A 14,156-nucleotide genomic window follows, 5' to 3' on the forward strand; every position below is an offset into this window, starting at 1 on the left:
TCCTCACTCATCATAACTTTCCAGACGTGCATCAAATTCTTCTTCGGTTTCTCCTAGACGCATGACATGAATATCTTCGGCATTGAAATACAAGCCCACTTCAGAGCCAATATCGGCTTTTTTAGTTGAGTGAACCATCCACTCATTTCCATCCTCATCATATCCAATTATTTCATAATGGACGCCGCGGAATAGTTGCGTATCAACTTTGACAATTAACTTTCCTTTTTCGACCGATGTTAATTCTAAATCCTCTGGACGAATAACAATTTCAATTTTTTCCCCAGGCGTAATTCCAGCATCGGCACATTCAAATTCTTTACCGACGAAACCTACACGGTAGTCTTCAATCATTTTACCAGGAACAATATTACTTTCTCCGATAAAGTCAGCTACAAATCGATTAATCGGTTCATCGTAAATATCAACCGGTGTTCCACTTTGAACGATATGTCCCTTGTTCATAACAAAAATCCAATCGCTCATAGCTAATGCTTCTTCTTGATCATGAGTGACAAAAATAAAGGTGATTCCTAATCGCTGTTGGATTTCACGCAACTCATATTGCATATCCGTCCGCAACTTCAAGTCTAAAGCAGACAAAGGCTCATCCAACAAGAGTACTTCTGGTTCATTCACAATTGCTCGCGCGATTGCTACTCGCTGTTGTTGCCCACCAGACATTTCACGAATTTCACGTTTTTCATAGCCAGACAATTGCACGAGTTTCAGAGCATTTTTCACTTTTTCTTGAATCTCATTTTTAGGTAATTTCTTTAATGATAATCCAAAAGCAACATTGTCATAAACATTCATATGGGGAAATAAAGCATAATCTTGAAAAACCGTGTTTACTTTTCTTTTATTGGGCGGTACCTCGTTGACTCGTTCATTATTAATCCGAATTTCTCCACCAGATGCCTCTGTGAATCCAGCAATTAAGCGTAAAATAGTCGTTTTCCCACAACCAGATGGCCCTAAAAGGGTATAAAATTTTCCACGTTCTACTTCAAAATCAATATCATGTAAAACTGTCTCATTATCATAGACTTTGTTAACATTTTCTAAGGTAATAATCATTTCATCTGCCATATTGACACCTGCTCTTTCGTTTCATTTATAAATAAGAATTCGTCACGACGATTAAGACTTCTGCTGGTCCGCGACTTCTATTTCTTAACTGATGGTATTCTCTTGCTTGAAAATAAAAAGATTGTCCCCTTTTTATAGAATAGACTGTCTCCCCTAATTGTAATTCTACCGAGCCTTGCATAACATATCCAAATGTTTCGGATAATGAAGGCGGGAATTGCTTATGTTCTCCATTTGGTTTTAAGGTTAACATAACTGCTTCCATTTCTTTATCATTTGAATCAGCCATGAGCCAATTCATTGAAAAACCCTTTTCTTCATCTTCAAAAATAGTCCCATCACTCGCTGTATAGACAACCGGTTGACTTGAGTAATCTGAATCAAAAAAAGTTTTAGGATTGGTGCCCAGTACTTCTAATAAATTAAAAAAGGTTTCCATAGAAGGTGAACTTAGTCCATTTTCAAGTTGCGAAATATACCCTTTGGTCAAATCGGTTCGCTCTCCTAACTCTTCCTGCGTTAAGTTTTTTCGGAGACGTAATTCTTTTAATTTTTTGCCGATATCCACCGTCTTACCTCTTCTCTAAACTTAGTTTAGTATAAGTAATTATATTGTTTAGCTGCATTTAAAATTATAAAGATTATTTCCTAAAAAAACAATGCTTATAGGCAAAAAAACAGAAAAGATGAGAAATAGGAACTCAGCTTTTCTTGTAGGTAGGATTTTTATTAAAATAATCGAGCAACACGGTCATAATGAATGAATTTCTCGGTGAACGCGTATGGATCTGTCATATTAATTTGTTTCGCAAAGGTATATAAATTTGTCTCTTTCAGAGACGAAGCTTCAATAATTTCTGGACTTGCTAACACAAATACAGGACTCGCATCGGCAATAACTTTTCCCTTCACCATTACGATTGTACGTTTAGAATACTCTAACATCAAATGCATATCATGAGTGACAATTAAAACAGTGACCCCTTGGACGTGGATGGATTGGAGAAAATTCATTATTTCTGTGTAGTTGCTAAAATCTTGCCCCGCTGCTGGTTCATCCACAATAATTAACTCAGGATTGAGAACGAGAACCGAACCGATGGCAACACGGCGTAGCTGCCCAAAACTCAAAGCTGTCATTGGTAACTGCCGAATATACTGTAAGCTACAAATGCGAATTACTTTTTCAACACGCCTTGAGATTTCTTGATCAGTAAAATTCCGTTCCCGTAGACGATAAGCAAGTTCTTCATCAATCGTTTCTTGTGAGATGGAATCAAATGGATTTTGTGGGATGTAGCCAATACAAGTTTCTAGTTCCTCTTCGCTGTAAGCAGAAATATCTTCTCCCTTCCAAAGTATTTTTCCAGTCTGAATCTTCTCTTGACCGGACAACACTTTAGCTAAGGTTGATTTTCCTGAGCCATTAGGACCCACTAGACTCAACATTTCGCCTTCATTAATTCGAATACTCACTTGGTTTAGGATGGGTCTGACATTCCATGGATATTTAAAGCTGATATCTTGTAACTCTAAGAGGGCAGTTGACTGAACAGGGTATTCAAATTGCGGTAAATAAGATAACCATTGTTCCATCTTCTCTTTTAAATTCGGACCATTCAGTTTATGGACCAGATCCAAATGGTTGACCTCGTCCAAATTAACACCGGCATAGCGCATAGCAGTAATATAGAGTGGCTCGCGAATACCGATTTCGCTCAAGACTTCTGTTTTTAAAATATCAGATGGCGCACCATCTGCCATAATACGGCCGTCGGAAAATAAGATAAGGCGTTCCACAGGATATACAAGTGCATCCTCTAAGCGATGCTCGATGATAATAATCGTAGTATTAGTCTGGTTGGCTAGTTCATCAATAAATTTCATGGCTGCATCCCCTGATTTAGGGTCTAAGTTTGCTAATGGTTCATCTAATATTAAAACTGGTTTATCATCAATAAAGAACCCTGCTGAATGTATCTTTTCAAATTGATTATCAGTGAGTTTGCTAAAGCTTTCTTTCAAATCAGGCGTTCGACTTAAAAACCAATCCATACCGGCTAATTTTTTCTTTTCTAAGTATGTTTGGAAGGGTTGGACTGCTGTTTGATTGTTACTGTCACGATTTTTTTCATTAAGAGCTGCCATACTGGCTGCCATACTAATGGCAAGTTCATTTGGCAAAAAATTAGAAATAGTGGGAGTCGTTCCTTCTCTTCCGTATACAATACGTCCCATATAGTCGTTGTTGTCTTTATTAGGTAAAACCCCAGACAGACAACGTGCAAAGGTAGATTTTCCTGAACCACTTGGCCCAACAACTAATATTTTTTCTCCTTCATTAATCGTTACGTTTAATTCATTTAAAACAGGAGTAACTTGGTCTGAATAAGTAAATGTAAAGTTCTGAAAGCTTATAAATGGTTTTTTCAAGAAATATCCTCCTTTGCAGCATTCTTTGTCTGAATCACGAAGGTACAGCTGCTATATTTTCAACTAAATTTTCGCCGATAACGCGCACTTCTGTTTCAAGCGTAACATCATACACTTCTTTAATGGTCTTTTGGATATAAGCAATTAATTCCAAATAATCAGTTGCAGTAGCATTGTTTATATTGACAATAAAGCCTGCGTGTTTTGTAGAAATTTGGGCGCCTCCCCATATTTTACCTTGGAGACCTGCATCTTGAATAAGTTTCCCTGTAAAATAGCCCGTTGGACGCTTAAAGACACTTCCACACGATGGATATTCAAGAGGTTGTTTGGATTCACGTAATTCGGTTAATTCATCCATTTTTTCTTTAATATGCTCAAATTTTCCTTTTTCAAGTTCAAAAACGGTTTCTAAGACAATGTCTCCTCGCTCTTGAATCACACTCGTGCGGTAACCAAATGCCATTTCTTCATTGCTATAAACATGACGCTTTCCTTCTAGAGTGACCACTTCGACTGACTTGATCACTGTTTTAACTTCACCGCCATAAGCACCAGCATTCATAAATACGGCACCCCCGACACTACCAGGAATACCACAAGCAAATTCTAGGCCAGTTAAGTTAGCACTTAAAGCTTTTTGAGCTGTTTCGATAATGGAAGCGCCACTTTGGACGACTAGTTTATTTTTCTTAATTTCAACTTCATTTAAGTCAGTTAAAATTATGACAACACCACGTATGCCGCCATCTTTGATAATGACATTACTTGAATTTCCTAAGATAGTTAGTGGGACTTTATGTTCGTGTACCCATTTGACAATACCTTGTACATCTTCTTTGGTATTAGGAAAAACGACGATATCTCCAGCGCCACCCGTTTTCGTATACGTATATTTATTTAAAGGTTCATTTTTTTTAACAATGGTTAATGGAAAAAGCTGACGCAATTCCTTAGCTATTTGTTGTTTTTCTAGCACACTTCTCGCCTCACTATGTTTTGTTCTTATATATGGTATAAGTATCCCAGCATATAGTCCTTATCATTAATAATTGTAGCATAACATATTTTTATGATAAACTGTGATAAAATCATTTTATTACCAGAAAGGATGAACGTATTTTGAAAAATAAGCAACTCAGAGATGCAACTATTTTTACTGCGCTCAGCATTCTCTATCCCGTTTATCTTTTTACGACACGCAACCCTGAATCAATTGCGACAGTGTCTATTTTACTTGCACTTCTCTTTCCAATTGTAGGCGTTATTTATGGGTTAAATGTAAAAGAAGCAAAATTTAAATGGTCCATTGTTATCATTAATTTAATTGTTTTAACTATTTTTACTAATTACGCCTTAGTCATTTTATTTTAAGATAAACAAAAACCACTCGAAATAAAATTCGAGTGACTTTTTTAGTCAATTAATAAACTCATCATGACACCATCAACAAAGGTACCATTAATACACATGATACGTGATAAAAGACCTTCACGATGATACCCCATTTTCTCGTATAATACAATAGCTCGTTCGTTTTCAGAGTGAACTGTTAACTCTAAGCGACGAATCACACCTGATTCTTTGGCCCATATTTCAATTTCTTCCATTAAAGCTGTTCCTAGTCCAAATCCCCAAAATTCTTTCGAGACGGTAATACCCACTTCACCCACATGTTGGGTTTTTGGCTTATCATCGGCCCCAACTGATGCCATTCCAATTATTTCTTCATTATTAATAATTGCCACAAGTAAAATTGCATTTTGCTTATCCATTAAACCTTCTAGATACATCTCTTCAAATGCTTCGGACAATTCTAAGCCCTCTTCACCATATGTTAAGAAATCAGTTTCAGCACCTGTTTGTCGGCTAAAAGCTAATATTTCTTTCGCATCAGAGGGGATAGCTTCCCGTATCATAATCTCTATTTTTTCAGTTTTCATTTACATCCTTCCAATCTAATAACAATTTTTCGTAACGTTCTCCTAATGCTTGGACAGTGAACCGGCGTTTTTCCATTTCTTCACCGACTTTATTAATTTCTATCAATAAATAAGTTGTTGGTAGATCTTCCGAAATAAATTTTGACCATTCAACCACACTAACGCCCTTACCATAAAAATACTCCTCTAATCCCAGCCCTTCTCCACCTGCTTCTTCTAAACGATAAACATCCAAGTGGTAGAGTGGTAGGCGCCCTTTGGTATATTCGCGGATCAATGTATAAGTCGGACTTTTAATGATTTGATCAATTCCCATTCCTTTTGCTAATCCCTTTGTAAAGGTTGTTTTTCCACTACCTAAATCTCCTTCGAGCAAGATCACATCACCTGGTTGTACCCGCTCACCTAGAAGTTTGGCAAAAGCTAGTGTTTCTGCTTCTTGAATCGTTTCGAAAACGTATGTCATCTGACTACCTCCTTGTAAAACTTTGGTCTATTATAACCCAAAATCGTTTTAAAAAGACAGCCTTAACAATAAAGTTAAGGCTGTCTCAAATGATTTATTAAGCTAAGGTTTGGTTTGCAGTAATAATGGCAGTTTTGTAAACATCTTCTTCAATACATCCCCGTGAAAGGTCAGAAATTGGTTTATTTAGTCCTTGTAGAATTGGACCAACAGCTTCAAATCCACCAAAACGTTGCGCAATTTTGTAGCCAATATTTCCTGATTGAATTTCTGGGAAAACAAAGACAGTAGCTTTACCAGCAACTTTTGATTCGGGGGCTTTCTGGTTAGCGACCGATTGAACAAAGGCAGCATCAAACTGTAGTTCGCCATCAATATTGTATTGTGGTGCTAATTCTTGTGCAATTTTTGTTGCTTCTGCAACTTTTTCTTGTTCAGGCGATGAAGCGGAACCTTTAGTAGAGAAGCTAAGCATGGCTACATTTGGTTCAATTCCAAACATTTCAGCTGTTTTAGCCGATTCTACCGCAATTTCAGCCAATTCTTTGGCATTTGGATTAATGTTAATCGCACAATCCGCAAATAGATATTTTTCTTGGTCACGTCCACGAAGCATAATGAAAGCTCCTGATGTCCGACTGACGCCTGGTTTTGTTTTAATAATTTGAAGTGCCGGACGAACGGTATCACCGGTTGTATAAACAGCACCACTGACTAATCCATCAGCGATTCCCATATGTACCAACATCGTTCCAAAGTAATTACTATCTTGGAGCATTTGGCGTGCTTGCTCTTCTGTTGCTTTACCTTTACGACGTTCAACAAATGAAGCAACCATTTTATCAATGTCAGCATAGTTTTTTGGATCTTCAATTGTAATGCCATTGATATTAAAGCCACGGTCTTTAGCAGCTTGTTCTACAGCTTCTTTATTTCCCACTAATACAGGCTCTACCAATTCTTCTGACTTTAAGCGTACAACTGCACCTAAAATACGTGGATCAAGTGATTCAGGAAAGACGATTTTAATTTTTTTTCCTTTAATTTTTGCTTCTAACGCTTCAAACATTTCCATTTAGAGTTTTCCTCCTCAGAATTTTTATACCTTCTTTATCATACATGACTTGTCTAAATATTTCACTGTTTTTATCTGAAACAGTAAAAAAAACTGTTTCAAATGTACTTGAATGTATAAAGATAACAGGTATTAGACCTTTTAAAAAGTCCAAGTCCGCAATATTTCTTCAAGTGTTGGTACTAAATACTCATCTTCTGGTTCATATTCTTTCTTATAATCTTTTTCAGCTATAACAAGGTGGTCATAAAAGACGTAGGGTGTATCGGAAAATCCAATCGTTTCAAAATCGGGATTCACTAGGTGATAAGTGGTTCCGATTGCAGCCGTTTCTTTTGCTTCAGGATCAAAGACCACACTTGCTTCATATTGCTTAAACTCAATTCCATCTTTTTCAAAATAAAAATGGCGTTGTTTTTTCCCTAAAAACCTTACTGGTTCAGAAACCCACTCTTCTTGGTAGAGACCAGTTGCTTTAATTCCTTCAACATCATGATAACGCGTATAAGCTTCAATCGTTTGGCGTGTCAAGGGCTCATACCCTGTAAAGGGTTTGTACTGCATCTGGCGGATTAAAGGCGTTACGTGACGAACTGATTCAAGATAAGCCTGAAATTTCCTATTATTGATTACTGTCACTAGTGCCATGCCACTGACTATTAGAAGTGAAAACACGAATAGACTCTTACCAATTTTTGTATATCGCTTGTAAACAGAAAAGACCGCAATCAAAATTAATAAGAAAATAGAACCTAACAACAAAGGAGCCCATAAGTGATACCATTTCTCTGCTGAAACCCAGTATTCTAAAGTCAAAATTGTTGGCTCCTTTTATTTTATAAATTAAATTCTTTGGCTATTAAGCGGTAAGATTCATGACGTATTTCTTGTGGATCGGCAAAGGTCATAATCATCGCTTCGTCGATTTGGTAGGTTTCGGCATAGCGTCTTAGTTTTTCAGCAATTAACTGGGGTGTACCAATTAGTAGCGCGTCTTTTACCTTTTCTACTAATGCACGGTCCAGTTCAGTTAACGGATACGTGGTTGCTTCTTCAGCGGTTAAAAATTTGTTCATACGTTGACCACGTAATAAATTCATCATGGCAATTAAATAAGGCAGCGCATAATAGTCAGCTTCTTCTGTTGTTTCACAGGCCATTGCATAAAATGCAACTGATAATTTTTTTTCTGGCATAAACGGTGAAGGTTTAAAGTTTTTATTGTAGTAGTTAAAAGCTTCTGGATTCATCTTGCCACTAAAAAATTGTGCATAAGAGTATCCCATCCCTTTTAGGGCAGCTTCTCTGGCACTTTCCCCACTTGATCCTAACAACCAAATGGATGGAACGGTTTCAATTTCAGGAGTTGCTAATGTTTTTTGGTAGAGTTCATATTGGGGTTGTTGATCCAATAAAAGTGCTCTCACGATATCAACTTTGTCATAAATGTTCGTTGCATTTGGTAATTTACCTTGTGCCAAAGCCATAATGGCATGGCGGTCACCGCCAGGAGCACGACCAATCCCTAAATCAATTCTGTTTGGGTAGAAGGCTTCTAAAGTTTTAAACACTTCTGCTACTTTTAAGGGCGAATAATGCATCAGCATGATGCCTCCTGCCCCAATACGGATTCTTTGTGTTTGAGATGCGACATGTGCAATAACAATTTCTGGTGCCGAGCTGGCTAAATTAGGTGCACCATGGTGTTCTGAATACCAGATACGTTTATATCCCAGTTTTTCGCCCATTTGAGCGAGCTTCACTGTATTTTCTAGCGCCATTTTCGCGTTTCCTTGCGTTGATATAGGTATCTGATCGAGTATGCTTAAATCCATTTTAATAAAACCTCCTATAAATGCTGTCTTTTTAGATCTTTTACCTGTCCGTTTCGTTACCTTAATCTAACACAAAAAGACTAACAAATTAACCTGTTAGCCTCTTATTTTCTATAAATGATACTTATACTTCTTCCCTTTATTTTTTACAGCTGATTCAGTTTCGTATCGGCTTCTTCTAAACGTTGGCGTCGCTCAGTTGATTCTTGAAACATTTCTTCTAACTCACACCCATTCTCAGTTACAAGTGCGTGTTTCATCGCAACAAACTGTTTTTCAAAATCAGCCATCGCGTTTAACAAAGCCTCTTTATTTTCTAAAAATAACTCGGTCCATAATGGGGCATTGATTTTAGCAATTCGCGTTAAATCCCGATAGCTATCACCAACAAACGATGCCGTCTCTCTTTCAGGATGATCACTGTTTATTAGTGAAACTGCAATCGCATGGCAAAGTTGACTGGTGAAAGCAATCATTTCATCGTGCTTCTCAGGTGTAACGATGGAAATTCGTTTAAATCCTAATCGTTCAAAACGTTTTTTTACTTTCTCAATATTTGCCAGTTGGTTTTCCGGTCGGGGCGTGATGACATAGTTTGCACCTTGGAAAATAGCTCCATCTGCGTATGCGTAACCTTTACTTTCACGACCAGCCATCGGGTGACCAAAAATAAAATCAACTTGCTTGGGTAAACTTTTTTCCATGTTAGCCATCAGCGCGCCTTTTACTCCTGTTACATCCGTTAAAATCGCACCCTTTTTAAATTCAGACTTGTGGCTTTGTACGAAATTTTTTAAGGCTTCTGGATAAAGACAAATAATGACGAGATCAGCGCGTTGTAGAATGGTTTGGTTATGACTTTCGCCTTCCTCAATTACACCGTCCGCTAAGGCTTTATCTAGGGTTTCTTGGTCGCTGTCAATCGCTAATACACATTCATCAGAAAGCGGCTTCTGTTTTAAAGCTTTCGCAAACGAGCCGCCTACTACTCCTAAACCTACAATTGCTATTGTTGTCATCTGTCTTCCCCCTTTATGAGATACGAGATTCTTGTTCAATAATTTGAGGAAGGGGTTTATCCACCATACTGGCATCCCAAATACCTTCCGATTTCGCAATAATTAAATTTGCTTGAATATCACTTAACATATTTGTCGTTGTAAAGGCCATGTCTAAAAGGCGATAAACAGCAGCAATAGGACCCATCAAAGCAAATGGTAATCCAACAATAGATAAATAAGTGGCCCCTAAGATTATTCCACCACCAGGAATACCAGGTGCTCCCATATTTAGTAACAATGAAACAAACATACCAAAGGCAATTTGTTGCCAAGATAAACTTAATCCATAGAAATCAGCAACGAATACCGTTAAACAAGCAAAAGATACAGATCCTCCAACCATATGAATAGTCGTTCCTAAGGGTAAAATAAAGCGAGAAATTTCTTTAGGTACTTTAAAATGCCCTTCTCCTACTTGAATTGATGTCGGTAAACTTGCAGCTGAACTTGTAGTGGATAGCGTCATTAAAGAAATAGGATACATTCCTTTTAAAATCGTTAAAGGACTGATTCCAGTAATGAGAACAGTTGGTAAAATAATAACGAGAATAATGACTACGAGGCAAGCAATATAAGCAGTCAGAATGTACATTCCTAAAGCTGAGAATATCCCAGCGCCATATTGCGTTACCGCAACAGCCATCAAAGAGGCAACGCCTAACGGAGAAAACTCCATAATAATCCCTAAAACTTTAAACAGAACTTGGGAGAGGCTGTTCACGAAATCTTTTACGGGTTTAGCGGGTTCACCAACTGTAATGACTGCCATTCCGAACAAAGCGGTAAATAAAATAACTGCTAAAATATTTCCCTCAGTCATAGCTAAAAGAATATTTTTAGGCACAATACTGGTCACAAAACCAATTAGTGATGGATTGGCAAGCTCGCCTTCAAAAACGGGAGCCGATGCTAAGGAAACACCTCTTCCTGGACGAATTAATAAAGCAACGCCGTAAGCAATGAGCGAACTCACTATTAAATTAACAATAAAGAGGGCAACTGTTTTCATACCCACTCGACCTAATTCACGGCCGTCCCGCATACTAATGATTCCGGTTGAAACAGATGCGAATATAATTGGAACAATCATCATCTGGATACCATTTAAATAAATTGTGCCTAAAAACTCTGTTGCTAATGCCAATCTCGGTGCAGCAATTCCAATAATAATTCCGAATACAAATCCTAAAGTAATTCGAATAAATAAGTATTTTTTTGACATTATCTTTTTCAACATTACTCATCCCTCTTTCTTTATTTCTACATCAAATTGTCCTAACAATTGAACGTATTCCGATACTTGTTGTAAGGTTTGCCATAATATTTCAAACGGCACTTGCATGCTTGCGATATTTAATTCAATAAAAAAACCATAAACAAATGACTTTCCGGATATGGGTCGGGCATTTAAAGCTAGCAGGTTACAATCAAACAAATTAAAAACTTGTAATAACTTAGATAAGGCACCTGATTTATGACGGGTTTCAGCGTAGAGTGACAACTGATTACCAGTTAAAACCGCGTTATCTTTATATTTCATCATGTAAAAGCGCGTGGTATTGCTGTTTTCTGTTTGAATTTGAGACTTTAAATCTTTTAATCCATATAACTTACCGGCTCTCGGGCTTGCAATTGCCGCTTGGTTTGTATCCATTTTTTCTTTAATAAATAAAGCTGCCTTAGCGGTATCTTCGTAAGCTTTCGCTTCTAAATAAGGGTGAACTTTAAAAAAATGATCACATTGAGAGAGTGCTTCTGGATGCGAATAAACAGTTTGGATAGTTGATAGCTCACTTCCAGGTAATCCCCATAAAGTATGTTGAACGGACTCATAATGTTCAGCAGTAGCAACAATAGGTTGATAACGAAATAAATCAACTGATCGAGCGATAAGTCCTGTTGTCGAGTTCTCTACTGGAATGACAGCACAATCTAATTTTTTAGTCGCTAAATCATGAACCAAATCAGGAAAATTTGAATAACCAACCACGTCTAATTCTTCGGTTGCCTTGTATTGACTTTGAACAACCGTTTCACTATATGAACCGGGAATACCTTGATAACCTACTTTCATTCCATCATCTCCTTATATAATGATAATAAAAAAGAAGCACCACTTAGTTTTCTAAGCGATGCCTCTTTTCTAAGTTCTTCAAAAGAACTATGAGAGTAGACTCATATTGACCGCTCAGTATTTCTAAGCGGCTGGAAAGACCATGAATAAGCCACTTTAGATATGAAAGTTCTTCACTGTTCATACCCAAAGTTTGAATACGAACTATCTAAAGTAGCGATAAAAAACAGATAGATGCGTTCGTTGCTTATTTAACATGTTCTGACCTCGTTTCATTTTTTATTCTCTCTATCATAAATGATTAAGATTAAAATTACAAGTTTATTTTAATTTTTTTCTAATCATTCTGTTAATTGCCAGTTTATCGGCTCTTTTCTTAATTGTTTTAAAGCATCATTCGTCTTTGAAAAAGGTTTAGATCCAAAGAAACCTCTCCTTGCCGAAAGAGGACTTGGATGGGGTGCAGTCAAAACAATATGTTTATCCGTATTAATCAGCGCTTTTTTTGCGATAGAAGCATTTCCCCATAAAATAAAAATTACAGGGTCTTCCCGTTCATTTAAGCTATGAATGACTGCATCCGTTAGCTGCTCCCAACCCTTTTTCCGGTGTGAATAAGCTTGTCCTTTTCGAACAGTCAAGACGGTATTTAAAAGAAGAACGCCTTGCTCTGCCCACTGGTTTAAATGTCCATGATGAACGGGTTTCACACCTAAATCACTTTCTAGCTCTTTATAAATGTTACGTAAGGAAGGTGGAATCGGCACGCCTTTTTGAACAGAAAAACTTAATCCATGAGCTTGGTTTGGTCCATGATAAGGATCTTGTCCGAGAATGACTACTTTAACATCTTTAAAGGGGGTTTTTTCAAAAGCAGTCCACAAGTTGTTCATACTTGGATAAATGATGTGATTACTGTACTCTTCTTTTAAAAAGTCTCTTAACTGAAGATAATAGTCTGATTGAAACTCTGATTCTAAAATATCTTGCCAGTCGTTTTTGATAAGCGTCTTCATTTCTCACATCTCCTTTTAGACTAGTGTACCAAAACCAAAAAAATGTTACACTAGTCTTATCTAGAAAAATTTTAGGAGGCGCTATTGTGATCCAATTAATTGTATCTGACATGGATGGTACCTTACTGGACAATAAATTAGCTGTTTCAGAAGGAAATCAGTTGGCGATTCAAGCAGCTGAAGAAAATGGGATTAAGTTTATGGTTGCAACAGGACGTGGTTATACTGAAGCTGTACCAGCTCTTACTGAAGCAGGTATAAGTTGCCCTATGATTTCCGTTAACGGCGCACAGACCTATGATAAAAACGGGCAACTTATTGATAGTATCGGTATTGATAAAAAAGATATTCGCGAAATCCTCGCTTTTACAAAAGCAAATGGTTTGTATACAGAGCTGGTCATGTCAAGTGGGGTTTATTCCAACGACAAATTGCAATATGTTGAAACCTTGACGCACTTACTTAAAACGACGAATCCTCATACTAGTTATAAAATGGCTTTGGTCTTAGCTCTTGGTCGGATGGACCAGTTTAATATGAATTACGTGGATGAATACGAGGAAGTTCTAGCCGATGATAAAGATTTAGCCCTTAAAGTTTTAGTTTTTAGTAACCAAGGACAAACTGAATTACAATCGGTTCGTGATGAATTTGGAACAGACAGCCAACTAGTAATCACTTCTTCTTTCTTCAATAATATTGAAATCAACCATGTTGATGCTCAAAAAGGGATTGCCCTTGAACGGGTTGCAAAAAAACTAAATATTCCAATGGAAAAGGTTATGTCAATTGGTGATAATTTCAATGATGTGTCTATGTTAAAACGAACAGGAGTTAGTTTTGCTATGGCCAACGCAGAAGATGGTGTGAAAGAAAGGGCCAAATACATGACAGCTTCCAATTCAGAAGATGGTGTTGCTGAAGCAATTTACCGTTGTATTAACGAAAAATTGTAACACTTTAGGGATTTCAAACGTCTTTATTAATAGAAAGGAGGCGTTTGGAATGGAACCAGGATTACTTCCCTACATTGAAATGATCAGTAACACAGGCTTTCCGATCGTAGTTTCACTCTATTTACTTAACCGTATGGAAAAGAAACTCGATACGTTAGTCCTAGCTATTGAAAAATTAGGTAGGAACGAATAAAATCAGTGAAAG

General features: G+C 37.2%; 16 protein-coding genes. 3 read left to right on the forward strand and 13 right to left on the reverse strand.

Annotation, left to right across the window (positions count from 1 at the left end):
• Nucleotides 1-3 precede the first annotated feature (3 nt).
• The 4 genes from BW727_RS06370 to murB form a co-directional block, all read right to left on the reverse strand.
• Nucleotides 4-1,092 carry an ABC transporter ATP-binding protein gene (locus tag BW727_RS06370; RefSeq protein ID WP_062468735.1) on the reverse strand — a complete coding sequence of 363 codons (1,089 nt, stop codon included), beginning with the start codon at nucleotides 1,090-1,092 and terminating at the stop codon, nucleotides 4-6.
• A 25-nt stretch (nucleotides 1,093-1,117) separates the two neighbouring features.
• Nucleotides 1,118-1,660 (reverse strand): helix-turn-helix domain-containing protein, encoded by a 543-nt coding sequence (locus tag BW727_RS06375; RefSeq protein ID WP_062468731.1) that lies wholly within the window; start codon nucleotides 1,658-1,660, stop codon nucleotides 1,118-1,120.
• A 161-nt stretch (nucleotides 1,661-1,821) separates the two neighbouring features.
• Nucleotides 1,822-3,525 (reverse strand): ABC transporter ATP-binding protein, encoded by a 1,704-nt coding sequence (locus tag BW727_RS06380; RefSeq protein ID WP_062468729.1) that lies wholly within the window; start codon nucleotides 3,523-3,525, stop codon nucleotides 1,822-1,824.
• A 34-nt stretch (nucleotides 3,526-3,559) separates the two neighbouring features.
• Complete coding sequence (gene murB / locus BW727_RS06385) at nucleotides 3,560-4,504, reverse strand: UDP-N-acetylmuramate dehydrogenase (protein WP_418268836.1); 945 nt, start codon at nucleotides 4,502-4,504, stop codon at nucleotides 3,560-3,562.
• Between the two features lie 143 nt (nucleotides 4,505-4,647).
• Between murB and BW727_RS06390 the strand changes: the two genes are divergently transcribed.
• Nucleotides 4,648-4,899 carry a hypothetical protein gene (locus tag BW727_RS06390; protein WP_062468726.1) on the forward strand — a complete coding sequence of 84 codons (252 nt, stop codon included), beginning with the start codon at nucleotides 4,648-4,650 and terminating at the stop codon, nucleotides 4,897-4,899.
• 41 nt (nucleotides 4,900-4,940) lie between these two features.
• Here the strand turns inward: BW727_RS06390 and BW727_RS06395 are convergent, their stop codons facing one another.
• The 9 genes from BW727_RS06395 to BW727_RS06435 all read right to left on the reverse strand — a co-directional run bounded on the left by BW727_RS06395 (nucleotide 4,941) and on the right by BW727_RS06435 (nucleotide 12,995).
• Nucleotides 4,941-5,468 (reverse strand): GNAT family N-acetyltransferase, encoded by a 528-nt coding sequence (locus BW727_RS06395; RefSeq protein WP_062468724.1) that lies wholly within the window; start codon nucleotides 5,466-5,468, stop codon nucleotides 4,941-4,943.
• Entirely contained in the window at nucleotides 5,458-5,934 is a 477-nt protein-coding gene (gene tsaE, locus BW727_RS06400) for a tRNA (adenosine(37)-N6)-threonylcarbamoyltransferase complex ATPase subunit type 1 TsaE (protein ID WP_062468722.1), read from the reverse strand. The genes BW727_RS06395 and tsaE overlap by 11 nt, the downstream gene beginning before the upstream one ends.
• Before the next feature lie 97 nt (nucleotides 5,935-6,031).
• Nucleotides 6,032-7,009 (reverse strand): phosphate acetyltransferase, encoded by a 978-nt coding sequence (gene pta, locus BW727_RS06405; protein ID WP_062468719.1) that lies wholly within the window; start codon nucleotides 7,007-7,009, stop codon nucleotides 6,032-6,034.
• 141 nt (nucleotides 7,010-7,150) lie between these two features.
• Nucleotides 7,151-7,825: a hypothetical protein gene (locus tag BW727_RS06410; protein WP_062468717.1), complete on the reverse strand. Its 675-nt coding sequence runs from the start codon at nucleotides 7,823-7,825 to the stop codon at nucleotides 7,151-7,153.
• A gap of 20 nt (nucleotides 7,826-7,845) precedes the next feature.
• A complete protein-coding gene (locus BW727_RS06415; protein WP_062468714.1) occupies nucleotides 7,846-8,844 on the reverse strand; it encodes an LLM class flavin-dependent oxidoreductase in 999 nt (332 codons plus the stop codon).
• A gap of 146 nt (nucleotides 8,845-8,990) precedes the next feature.
• The gene (locus BW727_RS06420) at nucleotides 8,991-9,863 is read right to left on the reverse strand and encodes a prephenate dehydrogenase (protein ID WP_062468711.1); all 873 of its coding nucleotides are present in this window, start codon (nucleotides 9,861-9,863) and stop codon (nucleotides 8,991-8,993) included.
• Between the two features lie 13 nt (nucleotides 9,864-9,876).
• Nucleotides 9,877-11,142: a dicarboxylate/amino acid:cation symporter gene (locus BW727_RS06425; RefSeq protein WP_062468708.1), complete on the reverse strand. Its 1,266-nt coding sequence runs from the start codon at nucleotides 11,140-11,142 to the stop codon at nucleotides 9,877-9,879.
• A gap of 3 nt (nucleotides 11,143-11,145) precedes the next feature.
• Complete coding sequence (locus tag BW727_RS06430) at nucleotides 11,146-11,979, reverse strand: prephenate dehydratase (RefSeq protein ID WP_062468705.1); 834 nt, start codon at nucleotides 11,977-11,979, stop codon at nucleotides 11,146-11,148.
• Nucleotides 11,980-12,320: 341 nt separating this feature from the next.
• A complete protein-coding gene (locus tag BW727_RS06435) occupies nucleotides 12,321-12,995 on the reverse strand; it encodes a uracil-DNA glycosylase (RefSeq protein ID WP_062468701.1) in 675 nt (224 codons plus the stop codon).
• Nucleotides 12,996-13,081: 86 nt separating this feature from the next.
• On the opposite strand from BW727_RS06435, the gene BW727_RS06440 reads away from it, so the two are divergent.
• Both BW727_RS06440 and BW727_RS06445 read left to right on the forward strand, forming a co-directional pair.
• Nucleotides 13,082-13,951 carry a Cof-type HAD-IIB family hydrolase gene (locus BW727_RS06440; RefSeq protein ID WP_062468698.1) on the forward strand — a complete coding sequence of 290 codons (870 nt, stop codon included), beginning with the start codon at nucleotides 13,082-13,084 and terminating at the stop codon, nucleotides 13,949-13,951.
• Nucleotides 13,952-14,000: 49 nt separating this feature from the next.
• Entirely contained in the window at nucleotides 14,001-14,144 is a 144-nt protein-coding gene (locus tag BW727_RS06445) for a YvrJ family protein (protein WP_077795792.1), read from the forward strand.
• Nucleotides 14,145-14,156: the final 12 nt, after the last annotated feature.

The sequence above is a fragment of the Jeotgalibaca dankookensis genome (assembly GCF_002005405.1).
GTDB classification, from domain to species: Bacteria; Bacillota; Bacilli; order Lactobacillales; family Aerococcaceae; genus Jeotgalibaca; species Jeotgalibaca dankookensis.